Below are 16,309 nucleotides of genomic sequence, written 5' to 3'. Positions count from 1 at the left end.
TTTTCCAAAAAATGAATGTTTTTTATTAAATTCTCGATCTGATCAAGTCTTATTACGTTTATATCGATGCAAGAATACATGGATATCTAATATTCCCCTCATCTAAGCTGATGTTGTGTTGTTCATAGACGATGAATAGGTATTTCACGCCATAAACTACAGCTTGCGATCATGATCGTGTAAAATTTGGATTTTTAAATCGAGATGTGAACATACGCCATGGCAACAGTTGATCTTTTTGCAATTGGAAACGCGCTTATTGACCAAGAATTTAAAGTGTCAGATGAGTTTTTAGCTGATGTTGGTTTGCAAAAAGGCACCATGCAATTGACCGAGGGTGATACTCAGGCTGCACTTTACGAAAAACTTTTGGCATCACAAGAATATAAAGGTCAAGCCAGTGGCGGTTCGGCTGCCAATACTGCAGTGGCATTTAGTGCCTTGGGTGGACGGGCTTTTTATGGTTGTCGCGTTGGTCATGATGAGTTGGGCTCGATTTACCTCCAAGGATTAAACGATGCGGATATCGCCACCTCGGAAAAATCTCTCACGGAAGGTGTAACTGGAACGTGCATGGTACTCATTAGCCCAGATACTGAGCGCACCATGCATACCTATCTCGGTATTACCACCGCACTTTCAGTCGATCAAATTGACTTTGAGCCTTTAAAAAGCGCGAAGTGGTTATATATCGAAGGCTATTTATCGACTAGTCCAAGTGCGCGTCAAGCTGTCATGCACGCCCGTGAGATTGCCAAAGCACATGGCGTTAAAGTTGCGTTGTCGTTATCTGATCCAGCAATGGTGCAATATGCACGTGAAGGGCTTGATGAAATGATTGCAGATGGTGTGGATTTATTATTCTGTAATGAACAAGAAGCACTGATGTATACCGCTACAGAAACGCTTGAAGCTGCATTTCAGGTCTTAAAAGCCAAAAATCATACTGTTGTCATTACACAAAGTGCAAAAGGTGCAACTGTATCGACACCATCTCAACACTTTCATCTCGATGGCCGTCGTGTTACTGCAATCGATGCCAATGGTGCCGGCGATGCATTTGCAGGTGCCTTCTTATTTGCATTAAATCATGGCATGTCTCTTGAAGATGCGGCGCAGTTGTCTATTCTGATTTCAAGTGAAGTGGTTTCACAATATGGCCCACGTTTGGACGTCACAACTTATGCTACACTTTTGACAAACTTTCAAACTGAATGTGCTTGATATATGGAAAAGATCTGCATGACGGAAGACATTCCTGAACGTGAAGCTCGCGCCTTTGATCAGGTCGAGGGTGAAACGATTTTTATCACACAACGTGATGGTATGTTTTACGCCTATAAAAATATATGCCCGCATTTACAGGTCGAACTTGAGTTTCTGGAAAACCAGTTCCTCGATTACGATCATGAATATATTCAATGTTCGACACACGGCGCCTTGTTTAATGTCGAAACAGGTGAATGTATTTCGGGTCCGTGCCTTGGAGAGGCTTTAACCAAAGTCGAAATTAAGGTGCATTCCGATGGCGGCATTTATTTAGCAGAATAAGAAGGAGCTTCGGTCATGGTGGAGTTTTTACTCAACTATTACTTTTTGCCATTTAACTTAAGTGTCATGGCATTGGTAATCCTCAGCATGGCCGAAACCATCGGAATATATATTGGCATTCGACCAAGTATTTTTCTTAAACGCTTTTTACCGCGTTGGTTAAGCCACTCCCCCCTATTTAATGTTAAATTTTCTAAAGTGCTGATTTTGGTTTTCTTTCTCATCAACTTCAGTTTTGCAGGCTACTTTTTACAGTTATCTGTGTTTGCTAAACAACACTTTTTTATCTCTCCGTTTTACCTGATTTTGCCTGCATTGATCATTGCCATTTTCTTTACCGTCTTTATGATTCATTGCCTAGATCAGGTGATCAAACCGCAAGTGGATCATCAGTTTGGTACTTTGCTCGGGCGCTTGGCTACGCTCTCCAGTGGTAATGCCCGACCTGGTTTTTCTGCACAAGCCCGTGTTCGAGATGAGTTTGGGCAAGTCCATTATGTACAGGTGGAACCTGAATTTGGTGAACTTGAAGTGCAGTCTCAAGTTATTTTAATTCGTTTTCGTCAAACACATTACATTGCTAAGCGAATTGCCAGTTCAAATCAACTGTTTAATTCAGATTAAAAGCCTACTCAATAACTTCGGTTTTACAGGCAAAAAAAAGGAATAGATATGTATTCCTTTTTTACTTCTAATTAGCGCTGAGGTAATGGAATGTACTGCGAGTTCTGGTTTTGAACCTTACGCTCACCCACTTTCACTTGTAGATTTTGACGTTGACCATTGCGTTCAACCTCGAGCGTGATGCTACTACCGGGTTGTTGCAGTGCAACATAGTTAATCAGATGCGATACCGAATTAATCTGCTCGTCATTCGCCTTAATGATCTTATCATTGACCTTCACACCCGCTTGTGCCGCCGGGCCATTTTGAAGAACATCGGCCACAACCACACCTGGTTGTTTTGGCGCGAGTACATCATCTTGTGTAGGCGCAACCAAGCTAATGCCGAGCCAGCCGCGTACAACACGTCCATCTTTTAAAATTGAATTCAATACCTGTTGACACACACGTGCAGGAATAGCGAAACCAATACCGAGTGAGCCACCTGTTTGCGAGAAAATAGCGGTATTAATTCCCACCAGATTTCCTGCTACATCAATCAAGGCACCACCTGAGTTACCTGGATTGATTGCTGCATCGGTTTGAATAAAATCTTCATAGGTATTGATGCCTAAATCTGAACGACCGGTTGCAGAGATAATCCCCTGAGTGACGGTTTGCCCTACACCAAAGGGATTTCCAATTGCGAGTACTACGTCACCCACTTCATTTCCGCTGAGTTTAAAGGGTAAAACCGGTAGTTTATCCAGATCAATTTTAATGACTGCCAAATCGGTATCTGGATCTGTACCCACAACTTTTGCTTCGGCACGTCGTCCGTCATAGAGTGCGACCACAATCTGGTCAGCTTGAGCAATCACGTGATTATTGGTCAGAATATACCCATCTGCACGAACAATCACACCTGAGCCCAGACTGTTTTCATTTTTCTGCTCTGTTTGATTCGGTAATTGATTACCAAAAAACTCCCGAAAAACCGGATCGTTAAGTAAAGGATGGTTAAGTTGTTTGACTTTTTGCGTGGTAAAGATATTAACCACCGCAGGAGCTGCCACTTTAACGGCAGCATTATATGACACCACCCCACCCGATCTTGATGTATCGACTAAAGACTCAACTTTTTCTGCTGGCATTTGAACGCCGTCTGCCGCAATTGGCGGCTTCGGTTGCTGGAATTTTTGCCAAGCGAGAAAGCTTAAAGTGACAATGACGAGTAATACCCAGGGCAACCATTTGAACGTCTGACGCACGAATATATCCTCAAAAAGTTTTTAATGTATTGAAGCAACTATGTTTTTGGCTATTTTAAAGCATAACTTACTCACGAGCTCAGAACACATCAAAAGATTTGTCTAGCTTTAGTTACATTCAAATGCATGCTGTAATAAGATCTTTAATCATATAGATGTAAAAAAGGTTGATTCATGACCCAGTTAAATGAAATCGTCAGCTGGTGCGATCAAACATTAAGTTCCGCTCAATTCAAAGACTACGCACCCAATGGGTTGCAAATTGAAGGCACATCCGAAGTAAAGCATGTGCTGTGCGCAGTTACCGCCTCAGAAGCGGCAATTGACGCTGCAATTGCCATGCAGGCCGATGTATTGCTGGTTCATCATGGTTATTTCTGGAAAGGCGAACCCTACCCGATTACTGGTATGCGCGGTCATCGCATTAAAAAGCTCATTCAAAACAATATTTCCCTACTTGCTTATCACTTGCCACTCGATGCACACCCAACACTGGGCAATAACGCTGCAATTGCAGACCTACTCGAACTTGAACGCATTGAAGCGCTCGATCCAAACGAAAAATTTCCAATAGGCAATATCGGTTATTTAACGCAGGCTGTCTCACCTGAAACATTTAAAGCCAAACTGCAAGATACGTTTGATTTTAATATTATTCACTTACCAGCACAGGTTAAATCGATACAAAAAATTGGATTTTGTACCGGAGGTGCGCAGGACTTTATTGCCAAAGCAGCAGTACAAGGCTGTGATGCTTATATTTCAGGCGAAGTGAGCGAACGAACATTTTATGAAGCACAAGAATTAAACGTACATTATTTTGCCTGCGGGCACCACGCAACAGAACGCTACGGTGTGCAGCGTCTAGGCAAAGCACTAAGCGAGCATTTTTCGCTCAAATACACCTATTTTGAGTTGAATAATCCGATTTAGGACGTATAAACGAGATGTAGGCCTTATACGTATTAATTCGAGCTTTATTGTGTATTGTTATTTTAATTGATGACCTTTTGCACATAGAATGATTTACACTAGAGCCACCTAAATGAAGGGGCTGTAAGCTTTTTTTAGCATTTGTGTGCTATAAAATCGAGATACGATAACAGTCCCTCAAATACCCAGCGAACGCAAGGAAATTAGACATGACAACCATTACTTTACCTGCTTTACCTTATGCTTACGATGCACTTGAACCACATATTTCTAAAGAAACTTTAGAATACCATCACGATAAGCACCACCAGACTTATGTGACTAACCTGAACAACCTGATCAAAGGCACAGATCTTGAAGGTCAGGAACTTGAAGATATTATTAAAGCAAGTGCAGGCGATTCATCTAAAGCAGGTATTTTCAACAATGCTGCACAAGTATGGAACCACACTTTTTACTGGAACTCGATTGCTCCAAATGGCGGTGGTAAACCAACAGGCGCACTTGCTGCAAAAATTGATGAAGCATTTGGTTCATACGAAAAATTTGCGGAAGAATTCACCACTGCTGCAACCACTCAATTTGGTTCAGGTTGGGCGTGGTTAGTGGCTGACGAAATCAATGGTAAACTTTCAATTACTAAAACTTCAAATGCAGACACTCCGCTTGCACACGGTCAAATTGCTGTATTGACCATTGACGTATGGGAACATGCTTACTACATCGACTACCGTAACGCGCGTCCTAAGTACATCTCGACTTTCCTTGAAAGCCTAGTGAACTGGGATTATGCAAACGCGAAACTTGCTGGCCAACCTGCTGGCGTTGAAAAATAAGTTCTCTATTTTTCAAAAAAAGCTGCTCTCATTAGAGCAGCTTTTTTATTTTTTAAGCAAAAATGTGCAATTAAGCAACACAAGTTCATGTTTTGATTATAATTAAATCAAATAGATAGATATTTTTAAACATTTGCTTGACCAAGTAAAAGCTTCTGCATAAAATGCGCATCAGATTCTCCAATAGCTCAGTCGGTAGAGCGACGGACTGTTAATCCGCAGGTCCCTGGTTCGAGCCCAGGTTGGAGAGCCAAAACTAATCTCCCATAGCTCAGTCGGTAGAGCGACGGACTGTTAATCCGCAGGTCCCTGGTTCGAGCCCAGGTGGGAGAGCCAGATTCAAAAACCCTCAAGTACTTCATGCTTGAGGGTTTTTTAATGGCTGTAGTTTTTGCAAAAAAAACAGCACCCTCAGGCACTGTTTTTAAGTTTTTATTTTACACCACGTATCGATCTGGTCGATGATTCAGTGTAAGAATCATATTTAAAATAATGGCACCTAAAATAGAGATCGCTAAAAGTGTCACACTCACAAAGACGCTTGAGGCCAGCAAAATCGTGACATCTAAAGCCATTTGCACTTTGCCTGCTCGAATTCCGTAACGCTCTTGGATAAACAACACCAGTAAATTAAAGCCACCCAAACTAGAGCGATGTCGAAACAAAATTAAAAAACCCAAGCCCATAAATACATTGGCTAATACGGTGGCATATAGTGGTGAGAGCTTATCGAGATGAAGAAAGAGTGGATGCACCTCAGTGAGTACAGAAAGCAACCCCACTGCCAAAAATGTCTTTATGACCATCGACATACCTAGGCGCTTATAGGCCAGATAATAAAATGGCAAGTTGATGGTAAAAAACACCACACCAAATTTAATGCCCGTAATGTAATGGATGAGCAATGACAACCCTGCTGTTCCACCCGTTAAGGTACCAGACTGCTGCATGAGCATCATGCCAAACGAGATAATAAACGTGGCAATGATCATGGCAAGCATATCTTCAACTGAAGAATGCGAAGGTTTAGATATTTGCATGGTCAGATCAGCTGTATTACTCATGTGCTACACCTATCATCATTTGATGATTTTCTTTAACGCGCTCCAATACAATTGAGGTATTAAAATTACCTATATTGATGTTCAGCGACATCAATTGATTAATCAGCTGGCTCATTTGCTCCAAGTCCTCAACAGTTACCTTCAATACGTAGTCATAACTCCCTGTCAACTTATAGACTTCACGAATCATCGGTTCGTCTTTTACAAATCCTAGAAACTTTTCCAGTGTTTCTAGGCTGTAATGTTGAAATTTAATTTCAATCATTCCCATAATCGGTTGTTTTTCTGCATGTGGGTGCAACTGTGCGTAATATCCCATAATCATGCCTTTTTGCTCGAGCGCTATGCGACGTCTTGAGCATTGTGATGTCGATAAACCCACAATCTCAGCCAATTCCTGGTTACTCAGGCGGCCATTACTTTGCAAATGCTGTAGAATCTTGTAATCATAATCATCAAGACTGTGGCTCATTCAGACAACCCCAAATAAAATTTAGATAGATCCAACTACTTACTCAGTATACTTACAGCTGGCTTTGCCGACTGAAACTTCACGCGATAAAGAATAAAGAGCAATATCAGCCAGACAGGCACTAAAAAGACAGCCATGCGCATTTCAGGCGTAAAGCTCATAATGAAAAGAATAAAACACATAAATGCAATGGTGACATAGTTGGTAAATGGCGCACCAATACCCTTAAACAAGGTCACACGCTGCATCTGTTGCATGTGCTGACGAAACTTAAGATGTGTCACCGAAATCATGAACCAATTAATCACAAGCGCAGCGACCACCAACATCATCAAAATATTGAAGGCACTTTCCGGCATCAGATAGTTAAGCAGTACGCATAATGCGGTTACTGCTGCTGAGGCAAATAGTGCATTGACCGGAATACCGCGCTGATTGACACGCTTTAGCATTTTTGGTGCATTGCCCTGCTCCGCCAAGCCCAACAACATACGACTGTTACTGTAAACGCAGCTATTATAGACAGAAACAGCCGCAATCAACACCACCAGATTCAAGACGTTCGCGACACCAGAATTATTGAGTGACTGAAAAATCATGACAAATGGACTCCCACCCTGAGCAACCTGATTCCAAGGGAACAAGCTGAGCAAAATACCAATGGCCCCTACATAAAAAATCAAAATACGGTACACAATTTGATTGGTGGCTTTAGGAATTGTTTTTGAAGGATTTTTGGTTTCAGCAGCAGCAATTCCCACCAGCTCAAGCCCACCAAATGCAAACATGATAAATGCCATCGCCATAATCAAGCCCGACCATCCATTCGGCATAAAACCACCGTGTTGCCAAAGATTTTGCACACCTGCCTGTGGCCCCGCACCACCGCTAAACAACAAATAGGCGCCAAAGCCGATCATACTGATAATTGCAATAATTTTGACAAGCGAAAACCAGAACTCAAGTTCACCGAAAAATTTTACATTGATAAAATTAATTCCGTTAATCAGAATAAAAAACACTAATGCAGTCAGCCATGTCGGAATTTGTGGCCACCAAAACTGAACAAAAATTCCAATGGCACTCAACTCCGCCATACTAACTAAAACATACAGTACCCAGTAATTCCAGCCCGACATAAAGCCAGCCATTGGTCCCCAGTATTTATTGGCAAAATGACTAAAAGAGCCACTTACTGGCTCTTCAACTACCATCTCACCCAACTGACGCATGATTAAAAATGCAATCAAACCTGCGATGGCATATCCCAGCAACACAGATGGACCAGCCAGTTGAATGGTATGAGAAATCCCAAAAAATAAACCTGTACCTATAGCACCACCCAATGCAATCAATTGCACATGCCGGTTAGACAAACCTTTTTTTAACTCATGACTTGTAGAATCTGACAACGTAAAACACCCCATCCATATTTACGCAATAATGATGCAAATTATGTGCCATTTTAGGATAAATGATCATTTTTATTGTATTTGTGAAATTTAATCCTATTTTACTAATAAAGTTCAAACCAAGCTGTGCATCAGAATGTGACATTACGCCTTAATATGATGCACAAGCCAAATCAGCATATTGAGTGTTTATGAACTTAAATTTTACCGACCTTTATGGCCAAATCTTATAAAATTGCTGATTTAAACAACACTCACGCAATTTTTTGAATTATTTCATCATTATGGCTTGACCACATTGGCTTCGCCCCATACAATGCGTTCCAGATTCTCCCATAGCTCAGTCGGTAGAGCGACGGACTGTTAATCCGCAGGTCCCTGGTTCGAGCCCAGGTGGGAGAGCCAAGATTCTGAAAACCCACTCTTTTGAGTGGGTTTTCTTTTTAAGCGAAGTAAAAGTGTGTTTGATTTTTTTCAGGTTTTCTTTGTTACTGTAGGTATTCTTTCAAGCCTTACACTCTTGTTTATTTGCGTTAGGCCATATCTAAAATTACAAAAACAATATCACCCGCGCCCTGTCATTACACCTTTTGAAGCCAAAATGTTTAAGCAGCTCAAAGCCGCTTTTCCAGATTTAAATGTATTGGCTCAAGTTGCATTTAGTGCCCTCATTACCAGCGATCAGTACAAAATTCGAGGGCGCTTTAATCGAAAAGTGACAGATTTTGTTATTTTGAATCAGAAATTAGACGTTGTAGTTATTATTGAACTCGATGATGCGAGCCACCTTAGCAAACAACAAGAAGATAAATTTCGAGATCAAATGCTCCAAGAAGCCGGCTATCGCGTGCTGCGTTACACTCAAATTCCGTCGGTGCGCCAGCTTCATAAAGACATTCAGCTTTAAATGCGAGCTAGAATCAGAATAGTTTATTCTGCTTTGTTTTGGGCATGTCGTTTCGCAATTTCTTCTTTTTGCTGTTGATACTTACGGTGATTCTCAGCATCACTTTTTGCCGCCAAGAATGCCAAACCCAGAACACCAATTGGAATCAAAAGCCCCAGCGCCATCAACAACCAAGGTACTTTCTTTTTTGGGGGAGATGACTGATTCATCTAGATATTTACCTCTACAACATTTAGATCATATTCACCGAAGCACAATAACTTAAAAACAGATGGCATGCCATGCCAAAATCATGACCAAGCATCACTATAAATAAAAAAGCCTACAGATCATGTAGGCTTTTTAACACGGCTGAAAGATTAGCTAAACTGACCGCTCGACTGAGTCGGTGTAACCATATCAGCTCGCTGAGGTTGTGCTTCAACCAGATCTTCTTCATCATGAGCTTCAGACTTTGCTACCACCGCAGTTGCAATACTATTACCTATCACGTTCGTTGCAGAGCGACCCATATCCAAGAACTGATCAATTGCAAGGATGAGCAAGATACCAGCTTCAGGCAGCTTAAACATAGACAGCGTTGCTGCAATCACCACGATAGAAGCACGTGATACACCCGCAATTCCTTTACTCGTAATCATCAAGGTTAACAAGATCAGCACTTGCTGTGTAAAGCTCAAATCGATGTTGTAGGCCTGAGCAATAAACAATACTGCAAATGACATATACATCATCGAGCCATCAAGGTTAAAAGAATAACCGAGTGGTAATACGAAGCTTGAAATACGCTTTGGTACACCAAACTTATTTAAACCTGCAATAATTTTTGGGTATGCAGATTCACTGCTTGATGTTGCAAATGCAAGTGCAGCTGGTTCTTTCATAAATCCAAGCAGGCGAAATACATCTTTTTTCAAGAAAATATAACCTACCGCAATTAAAGCCGCCCAAAGAAGCGCTAAACCTGTATAGAACTGCCCAATAAAGATACTGTAGTCAATCAGTAGCTTTGGACCTTTCACTGCAATCGCAGCAGCAATTGCAGCAAATACCGCAACAGGTGCAAATGCCATCACGTAGTCCGTGATTTTAAACATGATACGTGCGAGTTCATCGATCAGGCGAGCAATTACTGTACCCTCTTCACTTTGATGATTGACATAAGCCAAGGCTGCACCAAAGAAAATTGAGAATACTAAGATTTGCAAAATTTCATTGTTCGCCATCGCCTCTGCAAAACTACGAGGGAAAATATGTGTAATAAAATTTTGTAAGCTTAAATTTGAAGCTGAAACACCGATATCCACATGCTCAACAGGAATTGCCAAGTTCATGCCTGCACCTGGTTGGAAAAAGTTTGCCAATCCCATACCCAGCAACAATGATACCAACGATGCACCAATAAACCAGCTCATTGCTTTTAATGTAACCGATCCCAATGAAGACGATTTGCCCATTGAGATTAAACCAGAAACAATGGTTGCAAATACCAGCGGACCAATAATCATCTTAATTAAACGCAAAAAGACATCGGTCAAAATTTTAAAGTAGGAGGCGATTTTTTCTGTGAGCGCTGCATCAAATGCACTGTGACAAGCCCATCCAACAAGAACACCTAGGATCATTGCAATCAAAATATATTTGAGCAATTTTTTCTGATTCATATCTATTTCCTTTTCACAAGCAGTTCGCTTCGATTATTAAGCTAGACAAACCTAATCCGATGCGATCTTCCATGTTGATCAAACTCGCAAGCAACGATGCAGCTGATTACGAAATATTCGATTCCACCATATTTTGGGCAAGTTTTACTGGTTTTGTTTTAAAAGAAAAATGCAAAAAACAGATTATTTATGCAAAAAATGCATACATGAATTATTTAATAAATATTTAAAATAAGAATGATCTCAGTTTTTATTCGATCGATTTGTGTTTTATAGGTAAAACTTTAACCATGCAATAAATCTTGAATCGTGCATTTTCAACATTTGCAGTGCTTAGAGCAGAAAAAACAACTTAAAAAGTAACATATTGAAATTTAAATAAATTTGAATATTCACGTAATTTCTTATATGAATTATTGGTTTTAGCTATAAGTGATGAGATGATAAATTTTAAACACTTAAAAAACAAAAAACCCATCATATACATGATGGGTTTTTTATTGACCTTTTCAAGATCTTCACAGTCTGCTTATGCATACTGCTTTATATGGTGGGGGCGAAGAGACTCGAACTCTTACACCTTGCGGCGCTGGAACCTAAATCCAGTGCGTCTACCAATTTCGCCACGCCCCCAAAACCTGGGTATTTACAACAATATCTGGCAGAGGATCAAGGACTCGAACCTTGACGAACGGTTTTGGAGACCGTCATGCTACCATTACACCAATCCTCTTTAACATCTGACCTGTTTTCAGGTCACTTAAAACTACTTCAGTTTTAAGTTGGTGGGGGCGAAGAGACTCGAACTCTTACACCTTGCGGCGCTGGAACCTAAATCCAGTGCGTCTACCAATTTCGCCACGCCCCCCGATGGCTGTGTATATTATCGATAAGGTTTCATGATGACAAGTCTTTTTTTCAAAAAAACAACCGGTTGATTAAATAAAAATCAAATCAAAGGCTTATGTTTATTATATCGTCAATTTTAGCTGATCAAATGTACATTTTGCTTCACTTACCGATGTAAATCGCTGTGAAAACTGTTTTTTTAAAAGTCCATCAAGTAAAGGATAAAGCCCTGAATATTCATGTACTAGCTGTAAATCGAATGTTTGACAATGCAAATATGCCCACTCTCGATAACTTTTCGCAGTTAATCGGGTGTGATTCAACCACTCATAAAGCATCACTCCCAGTGCATATAAATCACTACCGATACTCTTTTGTGCCCCATGAAACAACTCAGGTGCCATATAGCGCGGGGTTGCCGTTATACCCGGTGGTGGATGCATGTAGGCAGAATCACTTTGCTCAAAATCGATCAAGCAAACGCGATTATTGAATATTACACAGTGATCTGGCTTTAGATCGCCATGAATGCAGCCAGATTGTTCATAGTCATGCAAGCAATCGAGCAACTGCTTAATCCGCTTTACCACGATGTCAAATGAAAGTTCATGCACGCTTACAGCAAACATTGAACTTGCATGCGGTAAAATCAGAATATCTCCAGTGGTTCGCTCTTGACCAAGCATGCCTAATGTCTCAATTCGCGCTGGCAGAATATGGCTTATACGGTTACTGGCCCATTGATAAAATCCAATCTCATTGTGAAAGCCTGCTTCTGTCTCAGCATGAGTCTCTGCAATTTGTGCTTTGAGCCAGTATTGCTGCCCTTCTGCACGAAATTTATATAAACGGCGCCCTAACGCAAAACGATGACTATGCGTGTGTAATATCAGCTCATGATCGTTAAACATCGGTTATGCGCTGAGTGGCTTACGCTGAGTCGTACTTCCCTTTTGATATTCAAGCACTTCAATACAATGCTGAATGGTTTTACCAATTCGGGCATAAGTTTCAATAGCAGAAAGTTTTGGCCATGTTGCACGCTCTCCTTGCTGCTGAAGTAGCTTGAACAGATGTGGGCGTGGGTTTTGTAACATGTATTTGTACTGGCGCAGATTGAACGGTGCAATAATATTCACATCACCATAATATCGCTGCCCCACGATTCCATAACCATGATCAAGCAAGCGGCGTACCGGTGCTACTGTGCCTAAGCGCTCGCGAGTAAAATCCATAATCCCCAGCGATATGACTTTTCCTTGGCGACGAAGAATTCGCTGAGGCCAGCTTAAAATATCCTTTCGATAGCGAGAAATGTCGCTTTGCATAAACGGCACCACATGCGGATTAACCTGACTGGCAATGGTGTAATTCAAATTATAAAGACGCGACATTTTTTCTTGCGGGAAATCACTTCTTACGCTGCCATCCACCCATCTGGTATTGGCCATGTAGGGCGTATGCTCACCATCACGGTTTTTACTGGTCAGGCGAACTGCCGGAAAGAGCACCGGAACAGCACATGAGGCTAGCACAGCACTCCAGACCAGCAGATTTGGTGCCGTGTAAGCATTCATAATGCGGGCATTTTGAGAACCATCATACGGCGCAACCGCTACATTAATATGCAAGCCTGATTTTTCTAAAGCCTCAGAAAAGGTCAGGTCTCCCAAGTTTTCAATCAGAAAAGTTTTAAGGTATTTGACATCTGCAAGCCCACCATTACCTCTAAGCAAATCTTTTGTATCCCGAAAGCGAAAAGCCTCACTAAAAAAAGTCTCGCCGGCCAAAATGCGCTGAAACTCCGATGGGCTCGATGTTCCAAGCATACCGGCCATAATAGCACCTGCGCTCGAACCCGATAGCACTTTCGGCATTAAGTCCTGTTCCATCAGTGCCTTACATACACCACTATGAAATAAGCCCAATGTCGCACCACCTGAGAACATCAGTGCCGGCTGTCCATAGGTTTTTTGACAATTTTTAAAAAAACGGATTTTTTCTGCATGGGTAAGCGTCTGGCATTGACTGCCTGCGACAAACGCCAGTGACGCAGACACTTCTTCAATATAATCTTCAATGATTTGTTTGGTGCCTACGTAAGTCGAGGCAAACAGCATCGGGTGTCCAATATTGGCAATGTCATGTGTTAATCCTTCTTGTAGCAAATAAACCGTATCTAACACATGTTGTTGCAGCCTAAATTTACGTAGTAAATTCAACCGATACGAGATCAGTTCCGCATCGAAATAAGGCGAGCTGTTATCAAATTTCCACTCTTGCGATCCTGTTTCTTCGTCGAGTTGCAAGGCAATCGACTTCCACTCCGAATAGGTTTCAGCATTTTTTAATTGATATTTTAACTTCTTGATACGATATGCCTGATAGGGATTCATATCCGTTTTTTTCATAGCGAACATACCATGTCCTATAGGATGAGTGGTTTCAAAACTATGCTACAGCAATCGGATTTGATCAATTGCGAAAATGTTCTTGTGATCAATTGATTCACAATCAACCCTTTAAAAGCCACGCAAGTCGATATACTCTTTGAGCTATTCTGTTTGATACATATCGACCTCTACTATGGCAAGTTTCGATTTACCCGATCATCTGATTGAGACCTTATCTCGTGTTTTAAATCAGTTACAGCAGACTTTACCTGAGCTACCTCAAGCACCCGATTTTTCGGCACCCGCATTTAAATGGCAAGATCGACAGTTAAAGCCGATCTATACGCCCAAGACATTTCGACTCGATGACTTAAAAGGCATTGAAGCTCAAAAGAAAAAAATCGTACAAAATACCTTACAGTTTCTGCACGGCTTTCCAGCAAACGATATTTTGCTCACGGGCTCACGAGGCACGGGAAAATCTTCAATTGTGCGCGCGCTTTTAACTGAATATATGGCTGAGGGTTTACGCCTGATTGAAATTGAGCGTGATGATTTAAGCGATCTTCCGCTTATTCAGAAAATCATTGCCGAACGGCCAGAAAAATTTATTGTCTATTGTGACGATTTAGCATTTAACGCTGAAGATGAAAATTATCGTAGCCTGAAGAGTGTATTAGATGGCTCACTTCAGTCTGGGTCAAACAATTTTATCATCTATGCCACCAGTAACCGTCGTCATTTACTGCCTGAGTTTATGCATGAAAATACACCGGTCACTAAAGTTGATGTTCCTCAGTACAAAGAATTACACCCTCAAGAAGCCATCGAAGAAAAAATTTCACTCTCAGATCGCTTTGGTTTATGGCTTTCTTTTTATCCGATGGATCAAAACTTATACCTTGAAATTGTCGAGCACTACATTGCACAAGCAGGTCTTGCATTTGATGAATCAGTTCGTGCCGAAAGCTTACGCTGGAGTCAGTCACGCGGACAACGTTCAGGCCGAGCAGCGTATCAGTTTTCCAAGCACTGGATCGGATCGCAGCAACTTCACCAAAATTGTTAGACAATTCATCTGAATTTACGTCCTGTTATGACCCGAAACTGACATCAATAGCCCTGTAGCCTGTCTTGTTATCGCCTCTAAAATAGGCATAGACATGATAAGAAGATAGGCAATCCAATGAATATTTTCTCTGCGCCCAATAAGAATGCTAGAACAGCGTGGCTTGCTAAAGCCATACATCACCTCTACCCCATCTTTCAGTTTTCAGAAGCATCCAATTCGCATTCAGATCTCAGATCGATTATTCAACCTTATCTCAATGATGAGCGTTACCATTACGCCCAATATCAGTTTTGTTTTCCCAATCTAATTCAGCCTGAAACATTTCTGAATGTACGTGCAAGCTTTGGAGAATCTGGGCTTTATGGTCTAGATACACATAATGCCTCTGCCACAAATCCAATTGCAGATGTCCGGCTAGCCTATAACTGTCATTTATTGGATAGCACAATCAACTCCAGCGATTCATTTCATAAGGCTGATGTAATCTCGAGCACAGATAAATTACTTTTGGGACAACAGCTATTGATTGAGGGCAACTCTCCCACCTTTAAAATTAAAGGTGAATCTTCATCGCTTCGCTATGAAATTGAGGTTTCGCTATGCAGCCCTGTATCTCGGTTAGCTAAATCTTGGCTCTACGATCATTTAAATTTTATGACACGTTATAGCGGTTATATACAGACCAATTCAAAACATGATGAGGTGCAAGGAACAGGCACTTTTGATTTTGTGCGAAGTGCGCTTGCATCTACACCCAATAGTTATGCACGAGAGCTTATCGGCAGCTTGCCCGTCTATTTTGTTACGCAGCATATGCTTAATTTAGATGCGCAAACACAAGTGATTTTTTATCGTATGGATTTAGCAGGCAAGCCGCTTTGCAATACGGTATTGATTCGTCATAGCGGTGGTTTATGCGAGGTCTATAATGATGTTATTTTTTCTATCATTCAGTATCAACCGTCTCCTATGCAATCCCCCAACGGACACGACACCTTAGTCGCTGAGCAATTCGAATGGACTGTTTATGACAATAATGGTGATGTGCGGCTTTCTGTCTATGCCCAACTCAACTCCCTGCCTTACACAGGCTATGGCCAAGGCTACATCGCAGGCTTTAAATTTAAAGCACAACAGCTCAATTCTGTAAGCCATGGTCATGGCATGATGGCGCATATCGATATAATGGATCCACAAAATTTAGATCAGAAATCATTCAATGAGCAGTACGGCAGTGAATTCATGCCAAAAACCTAGGATACTCCTGCTATACAATAAAAAA

General features: G+C 41.3%; 16 protein-coding genes and 6 tRNA genes. 11 read left to right on the top strand and 11 right to left on the bottom strand.

All coding sequences use genetic code 11. The annotated features are described in order from the left end of the window. The first annotated feature begins 219 nt into the window (after nucleotides 1-219). The 3 genes from KCV09_RS02590 to KCV09_RS02580 are packed head-to-tail and all read left to right on the top strand — an operon-like array spanning nucleotide 220 to nucleotide 2,175. Nucleotides 220-1,224 carry an adenosine kinase gene (locus KCV09_RS02590; protein ID WP_212515480.1) on the top strand — a complete coding sequence of 335 codons (1,005 nt, stop codon included), beginning with the start codon at nucleotides 220-222 and terminating at the stop codon, nucleotides 1,222-1,224. Between the two features lie 18 nt (nucleotides 1,225-1,242). Further along, entirely contained in the window at nucleotides 1,243-1,551 is a 309-nt protein-coding gene (locus tag KCV09_RS02585) for a Rieske (2Fe-2S) protein (RefSeq protein ID WP_004936723.1), read from the top strand. A gap of 15 nt (nucleotides 1,552-1,566) precedes the next feature. Further along, a complete protein-coding gene (locus KCV09_RS02580) occupies nucleotides 1,567-2,175 on the top strand; it encodes an OB-fold-containig protein (RefSeq protein ID WP_004936720.1) in 609 nt (202 codons plus the stop codon). A 71-nt stretch (nucleotides 2,176-2,246) separates the two neighbouring features. Here KCV09_RS02580 and KCV09_RS02575 read toward each other — a convergent pair whose 3' ends face one another. Next, complete coding sequence (locus KCV09_RS02575; protein ID WP_004936717.1) at nucleotides 2,247-3,425, bottom strand: trypsin-like peptidase domain-containing protein; 1,179 nt, start codon at nucleotides 3,423-3,425, stop codon at nucleotides 2,247-2,249. A gap of 174 nt (nucleotides 3,426-3,599) precedes the next feature. Here KCV09_RS02575 and KCV09_RS02570 point away from each other — a divergent pair, with 174 nt between their 5' ends. The 4 genes from KCV09_RS02570 to KCV09_RS02555 all read left to right on the top strand — a co-directional run bounded on the left by KCV09_RS02570 (nucleotide 3,600) and on the right by KCV09_RS02555 (nucleotide 5,530). Continuing rightward, nucleotides 3,600-4,358: a Nif3-like dinuclear metal center hexameric protein gene (locus KCV09_RS02570; protein ID WP_055414573.1), complete on the top strand. Its 759-nt coding sequence runs from the start codon at nucleotides 3,600-3,602 to the stop codon at nucleotides 4,356-4,358. Nucleotides 4,359-4,567: 209 nt separating this feature from the next. Beyond that, a complete protein-coding gene (locus tag KCV09_RS02565) occupies nucleotides 4,568-5,194 on the top strand; it encodes a superoxide dismutase (protein ID WP_004936712.1) in 627 nt (208 codons plus the stop codon). A gap of 177 nt (nucleotides 5,195-5,371) precedes the next feature. Beyond that, a tRNA-Asn gene (locus tag KCV09_RS02560) sits at nucleotides 5,372-5,447 on the top strand. Nucleotides 5,448-5,454: 7 nt separating this feature from the next. Beyond that, nucleotides 5,455-5,530 (top strand) — tRNA-Asn (locus KCV09_RS02555). 101 nt (nucleotides 5,531-5,631) lie between these two features. Here KCV09_RS02555 and KCV09_RS02550 read toward each other — a convergent pair. Genes KCV09_RS02550 through KCV09_RS02540 form a run of 3 tightly spaced genes read right to left on the bottom strand, consistent with a single transcriptional unit; the run spans nucleotide 5,632 to nucleotide 8,142 of the window. Continuing rightward, the gene (locus KCV09_RS02550) at nucleotides 5,632-6,258 is read right to left on the bottom strand and encodes a YitT family protein (RefSeq protein WP_048763512.1); all 627 of its coding nucleotides are present in this window, start codon (nucleotides 6,256-6,258) and stop codon (nucleotides 5,632-5,634) included. After that, on the bottom strand, nucleotides 6,251-6,730 hold the full coding sequence (locus tag KCV09_RS02545; protein WP_048763513.1) for an Lrp/AsnC family transcriptional regulator: 480 nt from the start codon (nucleotides 6,728-6,730) through the stop codon (nucleotides 6,251-6,253). The genes KCV09_RS02550 and KCV09_RS02545 overlap by 8 nt, the downstream gene beginning before the upstream one ends. 35 nt (nucleotides 6,731-6,765) lie before the next feature. Then, nucleotides 6,766-8,142 (bottom strand): amino acid permease, encoded by a 1,377-nt coding sequence (locus KCV09_RS02540; protein WP_407651948.1) that lies wholly within the window; start codon nucleotides 8,140-8,142, stop codon nucleotides 6,766-6,768. Nucleotides 8,143-8,471: 329 nt separating this feature from the next. Here KCV09_RS02540 and KCV09_RS02535 point away from each other — a divergent pair. Then, nucleotides 8,472-8,547: transfer RNA gene (locus tag KCV09_RS02535), tRNA-Asn, on the top strand. Nucleotides 8,548-8,602: 55 nt separating this feature from the next. Beyond that, nucleotides 8,603-9,049 (top strand): DUF2726 domain-containing protein, encoded by a 447-nt coding sequence (locus KCV09_RS02530; RefSeq protein WP_151815205.1) that lies wholly within the window; start codon nucleotides 8,603-8,605, stop codon nucleotides 9,047-9,049. A gap of 23 nt (nucleotides 9,050-9,072) precedes the next feature. Here KCV09_RS02530 and KCV09_RS02525 read toward each other — a convergent pair whose 3' ends face one another. The 7 genes from KCV09_RS02525 to KCV09_RS02495 form a co-directional block, all read right to left on the bottom strand. Beyond that, nucleotides 9,073-9,258: a hypothetical protein gene (locus KCV09_RS02525; protein WP_004936698.1), complete on the bottom strand. Its 186-nt coding sequence runs from the start codon at nucleotides 9,256-9,258 to the stop codon at nucleotides 9,073-9,075. A gap of 150 nt (nucleotides 9,259-9,408) precedes the next feature. Then, nucleotides 9,409-10,713, bottom strand: a complete 1,305-nt coding sequence (locus tag KCV09_RS02520; RefSeq protein ID WP_151815204.1) for a dicarboxylate/amino acid:cation symporter — start codon at nucleotides 10,711-10,713, stop codon at nucleotides 9,409-9,411. 548 nt (nucleotides 10,714-11,261) lie between these two features. Next, nucleotides 11,262-11,346 (bottom strand) — tRNA-Leu (locus KCV09_RS02515). Nucleotides 11,347-11,372: 26 nt separating this feature from the next. After that, nucleotides 11,373-11,446, bottom strand: a tRNA-Trp gene (locus KCV09_RS02510). A gap of 50 nt (nucleotides 11,447-11,496) precedes the next feature. Then, nucleotides 11,497-11,581, bottom strand: a tRNA-Leu gene (locus tag KCV09_RS02505). A gap of 103 nt (nucleotides 11,582-11,684) precedes the next feature. Beyond that, nucleotides 11,685-12,473 (bottom strand): protein kinase domain-containing protein, encoded by a 789-nt coding sequence (locus tag KCV09_RS02500; RefSeq protein WP_151816021.1) that lies wholly within the window; start codon nucleotides 12,471-12,473, stop codon nucleotides 11,685-11,687. A 3-nt stretch (nucleotides 12,474-12,476) separates the two neighbouring features. After that, on the bottom strand, nucleotides 12,477-13,982 hold the full coding sequence (locus KCV09_RS02495) for a DUF3336 domain-containing protein (protein WP_025094848.1): 1,506 nt from the start codon (nucleotides 13,980-13,982) through the stop codon (nucleotides 12,477-12,479). A gap of 166 nt (nucleotides 13,983-14,148) precedes the next feature. On the opposite strand from KCV09_RS02495, the gene KCV09_RS02490 reads away from it, so the two are divergent. After that, nucleotides 14,149-15,024, top strand: a complete 876-nt coding sequence (locus KCV09_RS02490; protein ID WP_004936685.1) for an ATP-binding protein — start codon at nucleotides 14,149-14,151, stop codon at nucleotides 15,022-15,024. A 117-nt stretch (nucleotides 15,025-15,141) separates the two neighbouring features. Next, complete coding sequence (locus tag KCV09_RS02485) at nucleotides 15,142-16,284, top strand: DUF6670 family protein (RefSeq protein ID WP_151816022.1); 1,143 nt, start codon at nucleotides 15,142-15,144, stop codon at nucleotides 16,282-16,284. Nucleotides 16,285-16,309: the final 25 nt, after the last annotated feature.

The sequence above is a fragment of the Acinetobacter soli genome (assembly GCF_018139125.1).
Lineage (GTDB): Bacteria > Pseudomonadota > Gammaproteobacteria > Pseudomonadales > Moraxellaceae > Acinetobacter > Acinetobacter soli.
The sequence above is the reverse complement of the archived record's forward strand: the minus strand, read 5'-3'. Positions and strand labels throughout refer to the sequence as shown.

Bases quoted from the DNA above. Each gene is read 5' to 3' on its own strand.
- KCV09_RS02590 (WP_212515480.1), top strand. From the start codon at position 220: ATGGCAACAGTTGATCTTTTTGCAATTGGAAACGCGCTTATTGACCAA.
- KCV09_RS02585 (WP_004936723.1), top strand. From the start codon at position 1,243: ATGACGGAAGACATTCCTGAACGTGAAGCTCGCGCCTTTGATCAGGTC.
- KCV09_RS02580 (WP_004936720.1), top strand. From the start codon at position 1,567: ATGGTGGAGTTTTTACTCAACTATTACTTTTTGCCATTTAACTTAAGT.
- KCV09_RS02570 (WP_055414573.1), top strand. From the start codon at position 3,600: ATGACCCAGTTAAATGAAATCGTCAGCTGGTGCGATCAAACATTAAGT.
- KCV09_RS02565 (WP_004936712.1), top strand. From the start codon at position 4,568: ATGACAACCATTACTTTACCTGCTTTACCTTATGCTTACGATGCACTT.
- KCV09_RS02550 (WP_048763512.1), bottom strand. From the start codon at position 6,258: ATGAGTAATACAGCTGATCTGACCATGCAAATATCTAAACCTTCGCAT.
- KCV09_RS02545 (WP_048763513.1), bottom strand. From the start codon at position 6,730: ATGAGCCACAGTCTTGATGATTATGATTACAAGATTCTACAGCATTTG.
- KCV09_RS02525 (WP_004936698.1), bottom strand. From the start codon at position 9,258: ATGAATCAGTCATCTCCCCCAAAAAAGAAAGTACCTTGGTTGTTGATG.
- KCV09_RS02520 (WP_151815204.1), bottom strand. From the start codon at position 10,713: ATGAATCAGAAAAAATTGCTCAAATATATTTTGATTGCAATGATCCTA.
- KCV09_RS02500 (WP_151816021.1), bottom strand. From the start codon at position 12,473: ATGTTTAACGATCATGAGCTGATATTACACACGCATAGTCATCGTTTT.
- KCV09_RS02495 (WP_025094848.1), bottom strand. From the start codon at position 13,982: ATGTTCGCTATGAAAAAAACGGATATGAATCCCTATCAGGCATATCGT.
- KCV09_RS02490 (WP_004936685.1), top strand. From the start codon at position 14,149: ATGGCAAGTTTCGATTTACCCGATCATCTGATTGAGACCTTATCTCGT.
- KCV09_RS02485 (WP_151816022.1), top strand. From the start codon at position 15,142: ATGAATATTTTCTCTGCGCCCAATAAGAATGCTAGAACAGCGTGGCTT.